General features: G+C 63.3%; 15 protein-coding genes and 1 pseudogene. 9 read left to right on the top strand and 7 right to left on the bottom strand.

Annotation, left to right across the window (positions count from 1 at the left end; translation table 11 throughout):
• Positions 1-226: 226 nt before the first annotated feature.
• The 3 genes from HMPREF2833_RS10885 to HMPREF2833_RS10875 form a co-directional block, all read right to left on the bottom strand.
• Positions 227-1,090, bottom strand: a complete 864-nt coding sequence (locus HMPREF2833_RS10885; protein WP_070638156.1) for an exopolyphosphatase — start codon at positions 1,088-1,090, stop codon at positions 227-229.
• Between the two features lie 198 nt (positions 1,091-1,288).
• A complete protein-coding gene (locus HMPREF2833_RS10880; RefSeq protein WP_070638153.1) occupies positions 1,289-2,473 on the bottom strand; it encodes an MFS transporter in 1,185 nt (394 codons plus the stop codon).
• 17 nt (positions 2,474-2,490) lie between these two features.
• The gene (locus HMPREF2833_RS10875; protein ID WP_070638150.1) at positions 2,491-3,078 is read right to left on the bottom strand and encodes a TetR/AcrR family transcriptional regulator; all 588 of its coding nucleotides are present in this window, start codon (positions 3,076-3,078) and stop codon (positions 2,491-2,493) included.
• A gap of 114 nt (positions 3,079-3,192) precedes the next feature.
• Between HMPREF2833_RS10875 and mobF the strand changes: the two genes are divergently transcribed.
• Complete coding sequence (mobF, locus tag HMPREF2833_RS10870) at positions 3,193-6,663, top strand: MobF family relaxase (protein ID WP_083311033.1); 3,471 nt, start codon at positions 3,193-3,195, stop codon at positions 6,661-6,663.
• A 65-nt stretch (positions 6,664-6,728) separates the two neighbouring features.
• Here the strand turns inward: mobF and HMPREF2833_RS12755 are convergent, their stop codons facing one another.
• Positions 6,729-7,325: a helix-turn-helix transcriptional regulator gene (locus HMPREF2833_RS12755; RefSeq protein WP_246829129.1), complete on the bottom strand. Its 597-nt coding sequence runs from the start codon at positions 7,323-7,325 to the stop codon at positions 6,729-6,731.
• Positions 7,326-7,532: 207 nt separating this feature from the next.
• A pseudogene (locus tag HMPREF2833_RS12875) lies at positions 7,533-7,673 on the bottom strand (HTH domain-containing protein); the annotation flags it as partial.
• 101 nt (positions 7,674-7,774) lie between these two features.
• Between HMPREF2833_RS12875 and HMPREF2833_RS10860 the strand changes: the two are divergent.
• The 3 genes from HMPREF2833_RS10860 to HMPREF2833_RS10855 all read left to right on the top strand — a co-directional run bounded on the left by HMPREF2833_RS10860 (position 7,775) and on the right by HMPREF2833_RS10855 (position 9,890).
• The gene (locus tag HMPREF2833_RS10860) at positions 7,775-8,635 is read left to right on the top strand and encodes an NAD(P)H-binding protein (protein ID WP_070638144.1); all 861 of its coding nucleotides are present in this window, start codon (positions 7,775-7,777) and stop codon (positions 8,633-8,635) included.
• Entirely contained in the window at positions 8,550-8,996 is a 447-nt protein-coding gene (locus HMPREF2833_RS12870) for a helix-turn-helix domain-containing protein (RefSeq protein WP_083311032.1), read from the top strand. Before HMPREF2833_RS10860 ends, HMPREF2833_RS12870 begins: the two co-directional genes overlap by 86 nt.
• A 387-nt stretch (positions 8,997-9,383) precedes the next feature.
• Positions 9,384-9,890 carry an AAA family ATPase gene (locus HMPREF2833_RS10855; RefSeq protein WP_070638140.1) on the top strand — a complete coding sequence of 169 codons (507 nt, stop codon included), beginning with the start codon at positions 9,384-9,386 and terminating at the stop codon, positions 9,888-9,890.
• A 190-nt stretch (positions 9,891-10,080) separates the two neighbouring features.
• On the opposite strand, the gene HMPREF2833_RS10850 is transcribed toward HMPREF2833_RS10855, so the two are convergent.
• A complete protein-coding gene (locus HMPREF2833_RS10850) occupies positions 10,081-10,614 on the bottom strand; it encodes a helix-turn-helix domain-containing protein (RefSeq protein ID WP_070638137.1) in 534 nt (177 codons plus the stop codon).
• A 75-nt stretch (positions 10,615-10,689) separates the two neighbouring features.
• Here HMPREF2833_RS10850 and HMPREF2833_RS10845 point away from each other — a divergent pair, with 75 nt between their 5' ends.
• From HMPREF2833_RS10845 to HMPREF2833_RS12260, 5 genes are all read left to right on the top strand, one after another.
• Positions 10,690-11,049, top strand: a complete 360-nt coding sequence (locus HMPREF2833_RS10845) for a hypothetical protein (protein WP_070638135.1) — start codon at positions 10,690-10,692, stop codon at positions 11,047-11,049.
• Complete coding sequence (locus HMPREF2833_RS10840; protein ID WP_070638132.1) at positions 11,046-11,762, top strand: ABC transporter ATP-binding protein; 717 nt, start codon at positions 11,046-11,048, stop codon at positions 11,760-11,762. Before HMPREF2833_RS10845 ends, HMPREF2833_RS10840 begins: the two co-directional genes overlap by 4 nt.
• Positions 11,759-12,556: an ABC transporter permease gene (locus HMPREF2833_RS10835; RefSeq protein WP_070638129.1), complete on the top strand. Its 798-nt coding sequence runs from the start codon at positions 11,759-11,761 to the stop codon at positions 12,554-12,556. The genes HMPREF2833_RS10840 and HMPREF2833_RS10835 overlap by 4 nt, the downstream gene beginning before the upstream one ends.
• Positions 12,557-12,711: 155 nt before the next feature.
• Entirely contained in the window at positions 12,712-13,122 is a 411-nt protein-coding gene (locus tag HMPREF2833_RS12265) for a DUF3224 domain-containing protein (protein ID WP_083311031.1), read from the top strand.
• 95 nt (positions 13,123-13,217) lie between these two features.
• Positions 13,218-13,769, top strand: coding sequence for a chloramphenicol phosphotransferase CPT family protein (locus HMPREF2833_RS12260; RefSeq protein WP_083311030.1), 552 nt, complete (start codon positions 13,218-13,220; stop codon positions 13,767-13,769).
• 160 nt (positions 13,770-13,929) lie between these two features.
• On the opposite strand, the gene HMPREF2833_RS12255 is transcribed toward HMPREF2833_RS12260, so the two are convergent.
• Positions 13,930-14,505 carry a GNAT family N-acetyltransferase gene (locus tag HMPREF2833_RS12255; RefSeq protein WP_168165734.1) on the bottom strand — a complete coding sequence of 192 codons (576 nt, stop codon included), beginning with the start codon at positions 14,503-14,505 and terminating at the stop codon, positions 13,930-13,932.
• Positions 14,506-14,735 lie beyond the last annotated feature (230 nt).

The raw sequence follows: 14,735 nt of genomic DNA, 5'->3' as shown, positions 1-14,735 counted from the left end.
TCCGCGACGGACGCGCGCATGGAGCGCGGGGCGGTGCAGAGTCCGCGCAGTTTGGCCAATACCGCAGGATCGTTCACGGCGGTAGCGAGGCCCTGTGCGTGCCGCGAAGCAGCGGCGAGTCGCGCGCCGAGCGTGGCGTCAGGTGATGGTGTGGGGGCGGTGGACGTAGCAGCGGGGGTTTCGGTGTAGGTGCTCATACCGTTAGGTGCGGAGTCCCACCCCCAAATCAAGGCGCGGCGCGCTCGGCGGGGTTCGCGGCGTAGATCATCTTCAACAGTGCCTCATCGTCGCGCAGACTGTCCAGCGTTTCGCCGTTCAGTAATCGCAGCAGCACACCATCACCCATCGGAGTGCCCGCATGCTTCGGGTCAGGGTGCCCGAGCACGATCCGCAACAGCGCAGACCACGAGCGGGGCGGTATGCCGAGCAGTATCGGGATCGCGTGGTCACGGCGCAGTACCTCAACGCCGCGCTGCCGAGAAGACAGATCGGCAAGCCGGTAGGCCACATGTTCGACGCACTCGGCAACGAGCGCAGCATCCCAGCCCGCAGACTCTAATAGCGTGACCGTGGCAGAGAGCATCGCGGCCACCCGCGCCTCGTGCTCGCTCTCGTCCGCGTCGCCGTCATCATGGTGCGTGAACGCCGGATGGTAGTCAGCCAAGCGCTCACGCTCGGCAAACCGCACAGCATCGTGAAACCCGGCGATCCGAGCGGTGTGACGCACCTTGCTGGCAGAGGTCAGCATCCCAGCGGCACGAGTCTCCGCGTGACAGGTGATCTGCACAGCACGCGTCACCACCGCCCACGGGTTGACAGCGTTCCTGGTCGAGGGCGCGAGCATCACCTCGAACGCGGCGGACGCCACCGCCCAAGCATCCAAGCCATGCTTACGTGCAAGTGGTCGGTACTTGATCGCCGTATAGCGCATGAGGTCGGCGGCTTCAGGCTCACCCCGCCATGCGCCCGGCCCGGCGTCGTGTAACCGGATGAGGAGGGAACGTAGAACTTCTGGGCTCTCGAAGCTGCTGCTGGTCGAGCCAGTCGTTCCCGCAGCATCGTTGGTAGCGGGTGAGGTGTGTTCGTCCACGGTGACGCCTCCCACAAGGGAGGTGCGGCACCGGAACCCAAATCAAGACAGGCGTTAGTGCGCCAGCTACGCCTGCCGTTCGTCAGCAGAAGTACTGTCCTGTCACCCCTCGAGTCGGGTATGCGATCCAGCAATCGGGCGGAACCGTCTGCGGACGACAGGCCCGCAGTGGTTCCGCCCGATTGCTGATCCGATGGGCTATTCGGCTTGTCGTGCTGCCTGTGGGAGCCGCGCGAGGGCTGCCCCGCCGATCACAGCGAGCATGGCGGCGGTGATGACCATCGCGCTGGTGAAGCCCCACTGTCCGGTGCTGATGCCGGTGAGGAGTGGGCCGCCCGCGAGTCCTGCGGCGTAGGCGAGGTTGTAGAGCGCGAATGAGCCGCCGAGCGTCGGTGGCGTGGACTTGTATCCCTGTTCGCTGATGAGCGTGGTGGCCGGGGCCAGCAGCAGTGCCGAGGACGCTCCGAGGAGGATCATGCCGATGCAGGTCTGCCACAATTCGGTGGCGAACCCGGTCACCACGAGTGCGGCGGTGACCGCGACGACCCCCGCACCGACGAGCAGCCTGGGTGATGCGGTGGACACCAGGCGACCGACGATGGGGTTCGCGATGATCGAGGCGAGCGCAGCGAGCCCGAACAGCAACCCGATCGTCAGCGAACTTGCCCCCAAATGGACCGGGAGCACCGGCTCGATGCCAGAGAGCACTGCCGCGCCGACCGCGACGGCGAGAACGATAGAGAATGACCCCGGCACTTTGAGTACCGCGAGCGGCCCCGCCGTGTCATCGGTGACGCGGGGCGAGTCCTTCACGAGCACGATCCGCAACACTCCATCGGCCAGTGCGACCGCGGCAGCGAACAGAAACGGAGATGCGGTGCCGAAGTGCTCGACCAGAAACCCGGCCAACGGCGGACCGATCAGCACACCGAGGGTAATGGTGGACAGTGCGATACCCATCGACTGGCCGCGCTTTTCCATCGGGGTGGTGGCCGCGATCAGCGAGAGGGCTGCGACCCACGACATGCCACCCGCGATGCCTTGGGCGAGGCGGGCGACGAGTAGCAGCCAGTACGGGCCGCCGGTGGCGAACAGCAGCGTCGCCGCCGCAAGCCCCACCAGGCCGATCAGCAGCGGTGTGCGGGGGCCGTACCGGTCCACGATGCGCCCGGCGAACAGCGTTGCGATGATCATCGCCGCTGCGTACGAGGAGAACAGGATCCCGGTTGCCTCCGGCCCCACTTCAACGACGGAGGGCAGGAGCGGGAGAACTGGGACGGCGAGGCCGTGCACGAGCATGTCGGTGAACAGCGCGGCGGACGATACGACCAGCGCGCGCGTGGGAGTGGTGCCCCCGGCAGGGGCGGTGTGTGGAGTTGTCATGGAAATGAGTGGTCTTTCTAGGAGATCAACCCCCGAACCAGCGCGGCGACCGCGCTTTCAAGGTGTGGGGATTGTGGAAGGTCTTGTGGGCGGGTCACCGCGGTCACGGTGAGCCCCTGAAGCAGGACGAGCGCCAAGCCCGCGATCTGCGCGGGAGGCAGGGCGGTCGTCACGGAAGTGTCGGCAGCGATCAGCTCGCTCAGGCGGGCGTGCCAGACATCCAGACCGGCCCCCTTCTCCGAAGCGTCATCGAACGCCTGCGGTGCGACCAGCACCGTCGAAGACGCCAGCGCCCTGAACAACGGATCAGCACTCAATAGGCGCACGTACTCCGACAGCAGGCGGACCAGCCCGGTGGCTGCGTCCGGGGTCACCTCGGACGGGAACAGTCGGTCGGCATACTCACCCCAGCCCCATGCGAGGGCATCGCGCAGGAGCGTGGCCTTGTCTCGGAAGTGATGATGCAACGCACCGCGGGTCACTCCCGCCTGTTCTGAGATCGCCTCGAACGTTGCCCCCCGCCACCCCTTCTCCTCGAAGGCCATCAACGCCGCCTCACACAGCGACAGACGCGTATGCTCCGCGTCCTCAACCGAACGTCTCATACATACAGGCTAACACGTACGTAAATGACCGCCACAACCTTCTCCCGCCAACAAGCAGTGATGCACGTATGCCACCGTTGGTGGGGCGTGCGCACCTCTCTCATGAGACGACTCATGAGGGAGGCCGAGATGAAGGGCGGGGTGATCCTGTTCCGCGGCAGCGGAGCTGCCGCTCGCCGCTATGTCGAGGCTGACCGCTCCCGCGCGGACGAGTATTACCTCGGCGCGGACGACGCCGTAGCCGAGTACGCGGTGCTCGACGAGCGCGGCGAGGTCACCGCTACCCGTTCTCTGACTGCCGATGAGTATGAGGGGTGGGTGGACTGGATCAACCCCGACGCCGGTGAGTCGATGGGCACCCCGCGCGCGGCCACCGAGGGCACGAAGGGGTCGCCATTGTTCGCCGAAATGACGATCAACGCGCCCAAGTCCCTGTCGGTCGCCGCCGCGCTGCATCCCGACGTCTCCGAAACCCTCAATGCGGCTCAGCAGGACGCCTTGGCAGAGATACGCCGCTGGTTGGGTCAACACTCCGTCACCAGGGTCGGGCCTCGTGACGCGCGGGAGGTTGTACCTATCAAGCACATGCAGGTCGTCGGCATCCGGCACAAGACATCGCGGGCGGGTGACCCGCACCGGCATATTCATATGCAGATCGGTACTCGGGTGTGGGCGGCTGGGAAGTGGAGGGCGCTCGATACGGCGGCGTTGTTCAAGCAGCAGGGTGCGATCCGCGCCCTCGGCACAGCGGTCATCGCCGCACACCCACAGCTCGCTCAGACCCTCGCAGACCACGGCCTGACCCTCGATCCCTTCTCCGGTGATGTGACGGAGTTACAGCCGTTCAACGGTGTCATGTCAAAGCGATCAGCGCAGATCAGACGCAACCTTGACCGGCTCGCAGCCGAATGGGAAACCGACCACCCCGGGGAGGTACTGGGCCCGGTGATGACGGCCAGATTGCAGGGCATCGCCTGGACACACCAGCGGCCAGGGAAGAAGCCCGCCGATCTGAAGAACGAGCAGTGGTGGGTGCAGGAACTCGCCGATGCCGGATACGACCCCGCTGCACCTCGACCCATCACCGTGCAGCACCCGGTGCAGGTGGATGATCTTGCCGTGCAGGAGGTTGCATCGCGGGCGCTGGATCGCTGCGCCGCCGCATCATCAACATGGACGACACACACAGTGCAGGAGCACGTCACCCGCATCACCACCGAACACGGCGTGCAAGCAACCCCCGCCGAACTGCGCGAGTTCATCACGATGGCGACCGAGCTTGCGGTCTCGGATTGCTTCTCGATCCTCCCGCCGGAGGCCGCAACGCCGGGGCACGTCGCGCACCTGACCAGCCTCACCGTGGTCGCCGCCGAAACCGCACTCCGCGACCAGCTCACCGCCGCGACACCGGATCGGGAGCCGGAGCATCCCGACGTGACCGAAGCCGCGCGAACGGCTGGACTCGATGAAGGACAGACCCTCGCGGCTGCGGCGGTTGCCTCGACCGCCCCTTTGGTGATCGTGGAGGGTGCGGCGGGGAGTGGGAAGACGACGATGTTGCGCACCGCGATCACCATCGCCGCCGAGCATGGCCGGGCGTCGCGGGTGGTTGCACCGACGCTGCGCGCAGCGCAGGTCGCGCATGAAGAACTCAGCGTCCCCGCCACGAGCGTTGCGGCGCTCGTGCACGCGCACGGATGGCGATGGAACTCCGATGGCGTATGGACACGCCTCACGCCCGGCGACGTTGACCCCGACACCGGGCGAACCTTCACCGGCTCGCCAAGGGATGCGCTGCTGTCGCGGGGTGAACGGGTGATTGTGGACGAGGCTGGGATGCTCGACCAAGACACCGCCCACGCCCTCCTCACTGTGACCGCCGAGGCAGGCGCAACTATCGCGCTCGTCGGCGACCGCGCCCAGTTGCCCGCCGTCGGCCGGGGTGGTGTGCTCGACATGGCCGCCCAGATCAGAGGCCGCACCTACGATATGACTGAACTGCACCGGTTCGCTAACACTGCATACGCGGCCCTCACGTTGACGATGCGCGACCGTGAGAACCCCGGCGACGTGTTCGACCGGCTCACCGCGATGGGGCTGGTGACGCTGCACCTGGACGAGGAGCAGGCCCGCGACCACATCACGGAGCACGCTGCCCAAGGTGATGCGATTACGGTCGCCTCGAACGACGAAGCCGCTGCCCTGAACGAGCGCATCCGCACAGGACGGGTCGAGCGTGGTGAGGTCGATGACACGATCACAGCGACTGGCAGCGATGAACTGCCTATCGGTCGGGGGGATCTGATCCAGACGCGGAAGAACGACACCGCGCTTGGCGTGGCGAACCGGCAACAGTGGATCGTCCAGCACGTCACCGACGACGGTACCGTGTACGCCCGCGAAACCGGCAGCGGGCGCAGAAACCCGCGCACCGTCGCCCTCCCGCCTGAGTACGTGAGCGAATACGCGCACCTGTCCTATGCCGCGACTGCGTATGGCGTCCAAGGCGCAACCGTCAACGTCTCACACACGATGCTCACAGCGGCGTCGAGCGCAGCAGGCGTCTACGTCGGTATGACACGAGGCCGCGAGCACAACCGGTTGCATGTCATTGCCGAGGACATGGCGGATGCGCGGGCGCAGTTCGTTGATGCGGTGAAGCGTGACCCCGCCGACCGCGGCCTCGACCATGCCACCGCACAGTCCGTCGAAGCAGTACGCGGCATCGTCAAAAACGGCCCGATCCGGCGCGTCACCGAAGAACTCGTCCGACTCGACAGGGAGGCCCAGCGTGCCGAACGAGCGGCTGAGCGGTGGGAGCAGACCGCGAACAGGCTCGACGCCCAACTAGCCGCACACACGGTCGAGAAGGAGAAGGACGCCGCTGTGCTTCGTCAGGTCGAGGAAGAAGCGGCGCGGGTGCGTGCCGAGGTCACCGCGCCTCTCGCGGAGCAAGCCGAACGCGACGGCGAGGCACACCTTGCCAGCGTCGAGGAAGAGAGGACGGCGAGCGCGCGCCTCGCCACTGTTGGGCGGTTCGGGCGACGCAAGGCTCGCGACGAGCACCGTGCTGTGAGCGACCAAGCAGCAACCATCCGAACACATCTTCGCGATGCGTGGGAGGCTGAACCGCCACGAACCCCCAGCGCACTACCCGATTGGGCTGCACAGGTCGCAGAACGGCGAGCAGAAGCCGATCCCCGCGTAAGCGAAGCCGCCCAAGCTGTAAAGGCTGCGCGCATCGAACGAACCGCGACCGGTGAACGTCACCGCAACGAGCGCCTGGCGCTCTTGGCCCACGAGTACGGGCCTGAGAACGCTCGCGCACACCACTACGGGATGCACGCCCTCAACCCACACCGTAACGCCCGCGACGCCCGCGCACGCGCAGCCATGCTTCGTACCGAGAGTGAGAAACTCCGCAGCCTCCCGGTGAACGATGCCGCCAAACTCATCGAGAGCAAACGCGTCGGGCGAGCGCGCGCGCAGCAACAAGCCGAACAGCGTCAACGGCGGACCTCTTCGCCCGAACCATCCTCGCGTCAAGGCCCAGATTCGCCGCGTGAGCGCGGAATCGGGTTCTGACCCGTCACCTCCTAAGACTTGGACGTAGCCTGCGTCCATTCAGAAGAACAGGGGTGGATGGCTAGCTAGTCGTGAGCTTGGACGGCTGCGGTGAGTCGGCTGGCGAACTGTGTGATGTCGGTTGCCATGTCGGGTGGGGCTTCGATTCGGAAGTTCGAGTCGAGGTAGCTCAGTGCTGGCAGGAGTCGTTGCCACGAGTCGAGTGCGAGTAAGGCCTCGGTGCGGGTGTGGTTCACCGAGCTCAGTCGGGCATCTTCGTGCCGGAGGGCGTCAGCGACGGCGGCTATTGGGGCGTCGATGGTGATGCGCACCCTGTGGAAGGTCTCGCCGAGCCCGGATCGCAGGTATGCCACAGCACTGTCGGCAGGGAGCGGCCTTGGCTCGTACCGCGTTCCCGTGCTGTGGAACTCGCTGATACGGTCGGTGCGGAAGATACGCCAGTCCTCGCGATCAAGATCCCACCCCAGCAGGTACCAGCGCAGTTCGATATAGACCTGGCGGTGCGGTTCCACTCGGCGCCTGCTGACGTTCTCGCGCGCATCAACATAGCCGAACGTGACGATCTCTTGAGCGGCGACGGCATCCCCGATACTTCCGAGTGCCACCGCGTGAACGCTCGGCGCGATGCGCCGTTCCGCTTCGACACTCATGCGCAGGGTCAAGGCTCTGCGTCGTAGTCGTGCCGGTAAGAGTGCATCGATCTTTCCATACGCACGACTGGCGGCGTCGCCGAGAGTTCCTGGCTGCGCAGGAGCGTTCGTGGCGAGGGTGGCCAAGCTGATTACTGCAGCAATAGTCTCCTCGTCATCGAGCACGAGCGGAGGCACCCGCTGCCCTGCGGCGAGTTGGTAGTGACCTCCTGGACCTGGCCGCGTAGTCACTGGGTACCCATATCCTCGTAGCCGCTCGACGTCTCGCCGTAGCGTCCTCGGGCTCACCTCCAGGCGTGCCGATAGTTCCTCCCCGGTGAACGCCTGCCCACTCTGCAATGTGGCGAGCAGGCGCAGCATTCTCTCAGTGACATCGGCCATGACATCATCCTAAAGATGCGGTCAGAATCAGACCACATCTCCTGTTAGCGTCGAAGTGAACCGACGTAAGGAGTGGAGACATGACGATAGGGGTAATGACGCCGAACGGACACGTTGGGGCGCATGTCCTCCGTCTGCTCGTGCAGGCGGGAGAACGCCCGCGGGCTTTGGTTCGCAACCCGAACAAGCTGGATCAGAGCATCGCGGACTACGTCGATATTGCTATGTTGGACGCCTGGAACGAACCTACTGTTGTCGAGGCGACCCGAGGGCTCGAAGCGGTGTACTGGGTCAGCCCGACCGCGACGGACAGCGACCCGCTCGCAGCGCACTCCCTCGCCGCACGCAACATCCGCACCGCAATCGAGACCAATCGAATCGAGCGAGTGGTGTTCCAGTCCAGCGTAGGAGCCGAGAAGCGGCACGGTGTCGGAGAAATTGACGGCCTCGCCGCAACCGAGTTGGAGTTGGAAGCCAGCGGCGCTTCGGTCGCGCATTTGCGATGCGGGTACTTCTTCACGAACCTACTCATGGACATCGACTCGATCCGCGGAGGTGTCCTGAGCACAGCGATGGACATCGAGCGCCCGATCGCGTGGGTCGCTCCCGCCGACATCGCTACGGTCGCAGTAGGGCGCCTGCTCTCCCGAACGTGGAGTGGTCGCGAGGTTCAGGCAGTCCACGGCCCCGAAGACCTGTCGTTCACACAAGCCGCGGCGATCCTTTCGACCACGCTAGACGCGCCCGTGTCAGCGCTTCAGCTCAGCGACGATAACGTCCGATCCGTGCTCGGCGAATTCGGCCTGCCCAAGGCCCAGATCGAGGCAATCGTGATGATGGCCGCCGGGATCAGGGATGACTTCACTCCCGAGAATCCACGTACCTACGCGACGACGACGCCCACCACTCTTTCCAGTTGGGCAGCGGAATACCTCTCTTGAACCGATTCACGGATCGTCGTGCGGACTGGCCGTAGCGCAGATGGCGGCGCCTCACGCTGCTCCGCGGCGACATCACCCGTCGATCGCTCAGGCGAGCCGCGTCTTCAGGGACGCCTGCAAGATGATGCCGTTGGCTTACCTGACGAAGTTCCGCATCATCGAAATGGCGCGTCTACTAGGCGAGACCGACCTCACTATCGCGGTCATCACCAGACGCCTCGGATGGAACAGCCCAGAGTCATCCGTAACTGCGTTTGCCTGCCATTACGGAGTCACCGTCCGTCTGTCGTCGCAGCGGTCCATCATCCGCTTCAGATCTCGGGCCGGGCGAAGGCGTCGCCCGCGACGCGAAAAGTGCTAACGGAAGTGCTAAGCAACCTGTAGGTCGGGGTATCGCGGTGGAGTTATCCACAGGCCAGATGCCGTAGATCGTTGATTTCATGCGGCAGAACGCTAGGTTGAGATTCGTAGCGCGAGGGGTCGAGCTCAGTTCAACTCCCACGCCGTTGACTGCGCTCAAGCTAGGCTGGTGCACGGCAAACCAAAAGGTTAAGACGTAGCTATGTTTGCTCCCCTACGGGTATCTTCCTCGACGTAGTGGGAGGCCAGTCTGAGTGAGCGGTCACCATGTCGGCTGGACACCGCTGCTGCCGGCTGCGCTATGCTGTCCCCCGATCCGCCTGGAGTCAGCTCGCGCACTGACGACTGATACCGTTGGAAAGCGCTTAACGTAACGTTCGACACTGTCTTGATCAATGGCAGCGTTGGCACGGGGAAGACAACCACTGCCGAGAGGCTCGGCGGCGAGTTGGAGCGATGCGGTATTCCTGGCGCAGTCATCGATGTGGACTGGTTGCGCCGATCGTGGCCTGCGCCGCCTGGTGACCCTTTTGGGACCGCACTGGCGCTGGAGAACATGCAGGCAATCGCCTCGAACTTCCGGCGCGCGGGTGCCCGCGTGATTGTGGTCGCAACAGTTGTCGAGTCACTGGAAGAGTTGCGCCGCGCTTCTGGGGCGTTCGCCTCGAGAAGGCTGTTGCATGTCCGGCTGACAACGACACCCGATGCGGCGATCTCGCGTCTGACCAGGCGGCACGCGGACGATAAAGTGATCCTGCACCGGCATCTACAGCGTCACGCGGGGCTGGCAGGTATTCTCGACCGAGCTGGCTTCACTGATGAGTTGCGTATCGACACAACTGAAAAGCAAGCCATAGAGGTTGGGCGCGAGATCCTCACGACTATTGTCGAATGAGCGAAGCCGACGACCGGTTAGACGAATGGGAGACACTCCAGCCGCCCATCGTCTAGTGCGCACCGGAGGGCTTGCTCACGGACGCTGACGGATCCGGCACCTGTGGCATAACTCTCACGGTGCGCACGCGCCATGTGGGTCGTTTGTCCGGCGAGTGTTCACGTCGGCGTAATGCAACCGGGCTGAGAGTTTAGTCGTCGGCGTCGGGGATGAGGATGGTGGCGAGGCTGATGCGACGTTGTGCGTCATCGCGTCGTTGGAGGTAGGGCGTGAGTACTTCCATGAACTCTGTTTGAAGTTTCTCAAGGTCTTGCGTGTCGAGGTAGAGCGGTGCACGTGCGAACCCGAGGAATCCGCGCAAGTCTGTGCGTCCGTCTTCGAGAACCTCTTCGAAATCATTTGAAAGGTCGCTGACGAACATTGCGAATGCCGACCGCAACCGCAGAGTGTCCATCGCCTGCATCTCCTCATGGCCGACGTGGGCCATGCGCTCCCCGAGTGCGAGCGTACGCTCGATGGCACCCCGCACCTGTCGTTCGTCGACGACCGCCAAGATTTCGGCATCAAGCAGGGCCGCGACGTGCCGGTACAGCGTGGCCTGCTTCACTTCCGGCAGTGCTTTGCGGAGCTGAGCGGTGGTCATATTGCGGCGGCCGATTTGTTGAATGATCTTCATGCGAACAGGGTGGAGCACGAGGTCGGCGACCGGACGCTCTGCAACCATGGCTCTACCCCTAACCGTTATCACTGTGATAATGTTCTCATTGATGTACCACCCATTGAAGCAGAGGAGAGCGCGATGACGCAGACGACCTATGGCATGGCTGGCGTTGACGTGCGCTTCCCTGGCTGGGAGTCCCTGGTGGTCGGGCGAAGCTTCCTGCACGTTCCGTTAGCTGCGGTCCGGTCGGCTCGCGTTGAGCCTGGCTGGTCTTCAGAAGTACTCGGCATTCGTTCTGGTTTCGTCGTGTCCGGCTATCGCAAGCTCGGCACCTTCACTCACCCCTCGGGTGTCCGGCGACTGGTGTCGATGAAACGGGGCATGCCCCTCCTTCGCCTTCACACGGTTCGTGACGAGACCGGGTTCGACGAGATCCTCCTCAGCACCGATGACGCGGAGAGCATCGCGCGCAACATTCAGGCAGGCGTCGCACGATGAGCCGTGCGCCGATTGAGATCCAGGGTCTTCGTAAGAGCTTCGGTGCTGTTGACGCAGTATCGGACGCGGCGTTCATAGCGGCGTCAGGCCGGGTCACGGGCTTCCTGGGCCCGAACGGTGCAGGGAAAACGACGACGCTACGCATACTGCTAGGTCTGACCCGACCGTCCAGAGGAACGGCACTTGTGCAGGGAAAGCGCTATCGAGATCACCCCCACCCGGCACGCATTGTCGGGGCGGTGGTGGATATTGCGGGCGCGCATCCGAGGATGACCGCCAGGCAGCACTTGCTCACTTACAGTGCGCTGTCCGGGCTTTCTCGGACACGAATCGAAGCGGTGCTCGAACAGGTGGGCGCGACCGCTTTCGCTGACCGTCGCATCGGCACGTTCTCGACCGGAATGCGCCAGCGGCTCTCGCTTGCGACGGCGCTTCTGGGCGACCCGGAGATCCTCGTGCTCGATGAACCCTCCAATGGCTTAGACCCGGGGGGTATCGTTTGGCTGAGAACGTTCCTCCAAGAGTTCGCGAGATCAGGGCGCACCGTCTTGTTGTCCAGCCACGTGCTCGGTGAGGTCGAGCACACCGTGGACGATGTCGTACTCATCGATAAGGGGCGGGTGAGGCGAGCCGCCTCTCTCACCGATATTCGCTCGTCAGGCGCATCCCTTGAGGACGTGTTCCTTCGCGCGACACAGGGAGGAAACCAATGATGAGTGTGATCCGCGGCGAGCTCATCAAACTGCTCACTCTTCGTCTCGCGCTTTGGACGATCCTCCTCGCAGCAGCCTGCGGCGCACTCCTGACAGGCACACTCGCATTCATTGGGCCGGAGAACGCGACCCCGCCAATGCCCGGGCTCGATACCCCGGATGGCGTCGCGATCGTTCTCGGGCTTCCCACGGTGCTGTTGTTCATCCCCGCGCTCATCGGCACCATCGCCATCACCTCCGAGTACCGGCACCGAACTATTGGCACCACGTTCCTCGCAGTGCCAAGGCGGGGGCAGGTGCTTGGTGCGAAACTCGTCGTCTACACCCTGCTCGGCCTAACATATGGGCTCGCCTCCTCGATCGCATCCGGTGCAGCACTCTTCGCAGGAGCAGCAGCACGAGGAGTGACGATTCCGGTGCCTGTTGGCGAGATCATCCTGCCGCTACTCCAACTCGCCCTCGCAGCGGCCGTGTACATGGTGTTAGGGGTAAGTATCGGAGCGCTCGCCCGCAACCAACTCATCGCCATCGGCATCGTGCTCGGATACTTCTACTTCATCGAGTTCGTACTCATGATGCTCCCCGGCGTGAACAAGCTATACCCCTTCATGCCAGGCGGAGCCACAGCCTCGCTGACGAGCTTCTCCTTCCTCACCGACACTCTCGCCGAGCAGACCTCACTCAGCCCGGCCTCGCTGGCGTCTCCTCTCATGGGAGCCGTGATACTGCTTGCTTACGCGGGAATCGCCGGGCTCCTCGCAATATTTGTGACGTTGAAACGCGACCTGAAATGACGAAAACACCGATCGAACTCTCAACGCTCTTAACGTCACGAACCTCTGAAATGTCGGTATCCTCCGAAGCCAAACGAGGTGCAAGTCGGCGAGCTCAATTCGCCACTCCGTCAGTGGAGCACTTCTAAACGCCCATAACCCATCAAAGGAGAATCATGCGAGCAACAGGAACCTTCACAGTGGAAGCATTCACTCCCATCGAGCCACCCTTGGACGCCGGACCCGAAACTGGCACACCGGTAGCCGTCGCGACAATGGAGAAGCGCTTCGCCGGAGACATCACTGGACGTTCGACGACGCTGTTCACCTACGCACTCGACCCAGCGAGCAATATCGGCGGATACGTTGCAATGGAATCTTTCGAGGGATCGCTTCACCACCGGTGGGGAACTTTCAACTTCACGCACTCAGCGACGACAGCAGGTGAAGATCGGAGCGCAGAATCCTTCGCCATCATCCCCTCCAGCGGCACCGGCGAACTGAGTGGAATCTCAGGCGACGGGGGGATCGCCGTCGACCCCGACGGAACCCACCGACTCTGGTTCGATTACCACCTTCCCAAATGAACGCCAACCCTGCTCGCCGCACTGAGCGGCGAGACCGCTCGGCCGAGGGAGGTAGCAGGCCTCGACGGGTGAACGCACGGGAACCGGAGGCGCAAGTGATCGTGCTCAACGGCGGATCAAGTTCGGGAAAGACGTCTATCGCACGAGCACTGCAGGAATCCCTTCCCGGAACCTGGCTGACCTTTGGGGTGGATACGTTCATCGAAGCGTTACCCGGCCGGGGCGACAGCCTGAAGTCCGGAATCAGCTACGGCCCTGATGGCACTGTCGTGGTGACGGAGCAGTACAAACGGCTGGAACGCGCTTGGTACTCGGCACTGCATACGCTGGCGCACTTGGGTGCCAACATCATTCTTGACGAGGTGCTGCTTTCCGGAGGTGAGGGGCAACGGCGTCTACAGTCAGCATTTGATGGGGTGCCGATGCTGTGGGTAGGAGTGCGCTGCGATCCAGAAGTTGCCGCGGCCCGTGAATGTTCTCGCGGCGACCGCGTACCGGGCATGGCACGCTTACAAGCCTCGCGTGTTCATGACGGGGTCGTGTACGACATTGAGATCGATACCACTGCACGATATCCCGAAGCCTGCGCACAGCTACTGGCCGATTTCGTGACCTCGAAACGTTACTCACCCGTCGAGACAGAGTGATCGGACTTGCCATCTTGTTTCGAACAGCAATGCATCCCTGATTCCTGTGGGAAAGAAACCAAACGGAGCGTCAAGTCAGAGCACGAGGACGTATTTCAGCAGCGCCGCACCCTCAGAGGAAACGTGATCTGCGTGATGGCCTTTCGGCCCGCAAGAATCACTAACCTGGTAGGTTTCGGCTCATGAATACTGCAACCTCGCCTTCTGATGCAGTTCCGCGATACAGAGAGGTATCCAAACCGCAAAACTTAAACCCCATGCGGAGATACGCGCGGATGGCCGGTGCGTTGATGTTAGTGACTTCCAACCACAAGGTTCGTGCGTTCAGTTCACGCCCGTAGTTAGCAGCGAGGCCAACCAGTTCTCGTCCCAGCCCTCTCCGACGATACTGAGGGGAGAGTTCCAAATCCGCTATCACGACTCGTCGATTCCACACCTCGAAAACCACGTCAATAAACCCGCAGGGGGTCCCGTGCGCGTTAACGGCAACAAATCGCGCTGACTCCTCGACATCCTCAACGTCGGTGTCTTCGCCAAGAGGAAACCTCTTGACGATCGGAGAGGAGACACTCTTCTCGTTGAGAGTAAACCCGTTGGCAGAAGGCCGCACCTCGAAAATGGTGTCGGTGACGAAGGAACCATCAATGTCACCGAGCACCAAGTCATCACTCGGCAGGCCCCGACGAAATGTCACCCTGCCAGAGTCAAGGAAAACGTCTTTCTGCCGTTCACTCACCTGGCAATCGTAGCAAGGCACCCAGAGATGCAACCGCGGTCGACTCGTTGGCCGTGACCCTGGCGCTTCGGACAATCTCCTTATTGCCTTTGGAGCCGGACGGCTTCCTTCTGCGGATTCTGCGTACGCCGGGCATGGTCTACCAGGTCAGCGGGTCGAGTCGAAGGTAGAAGTCCAGGCGGTCGGGGTCAAGGGCGATGCCGTACCGGGAGGCGAAGTCGTGATCCGCC

This window comes from Kocuria sp. HMSC066H03, assembly GCF_001812045.1.
In the GTDB taxonomy this organism is placed as follows: domain Bacteria; phylum Actinomycetota; class Actinomycetes; order Actinomycetales; family Micrococcaceae; genus Kocuria; species Kocuria rhizophila.
The sequence above is the reverse complement of the archived record's forward strand: the minus strand, read 5'-3'. Positions and strand labels throughout refer to the sequence as shown.

Coding starts and splice junctions, on each gene's coding strand:
- HMPREF2833_RS10840 (WP_070638132.1), top strand. CDS start 11,046: ATGAGCCGTGCGCCGATTGAGATCCAGGGTCTTCGTAAGAGCTTCGGT.
- HMPREF2833_RS10860 (WP_070638144.1), top strand. CDS start 7,775: ATGACGATAGGGGTAATGACGCCGAACGGACACGTTGGGGCGCATGTC.
- HMPREF2833_RS10875 (WP_070638150.1), bottom strand. CDS start 3,078: ATGAGACGTTCGGTTGAGGACGCGGAGCATACGCGTCTGTCGCTGTGT.
- HMPREF2833_RS10850 (WP_070638137.1), bottom strand. CDS start 10,614: ATGGTTGCAGAGCGTCCGGTCGCCGACCTCGTGCTCCACCCTGTTCGC.
- HMPREF2833_RS10835 (WP_070638129.1), top strand. CDS start 11,759: ATGATGAGTGTGATCCGCGGCGAGCTCATCAAACTGCTCACTCTTCGT.
- HMPREF2833_RS10880 (WP_070638153.1), bottom strand. CDS start 2,473: ATGACAACTCCACACACCGCCCCTGCCGGGGGCACCACTCCCACGCGC.
- HMPREF2833_RS12870 (WP_083311032.1), top strand. CDS start 8,550: ATGACTTCACTCCCGAGAATCCACGTACCTACGCGACGACGACGCCCA.
- HMPREF2833_RS10845 (WP_070638135.1), top strand. CDS start 10,690: ATGACGCAGACGACCTATGGCATGGCTGGCGTTGACGTGCGCTTCCCT.
- mobF (WP_083311033.1), top strand. CDS start 3,193: ATGAGGGAGGCCGAGATGAAGGGCGGGGTGATCCTGTTCCGCGGCAGC.
- HMPREF2833_RS12265 (WP_083311031.1), top strand. CDS start 12,712: ATGCGAGCAACAGGAACCTTCACAGTGGAAGCATTCACTCCCATCGAG.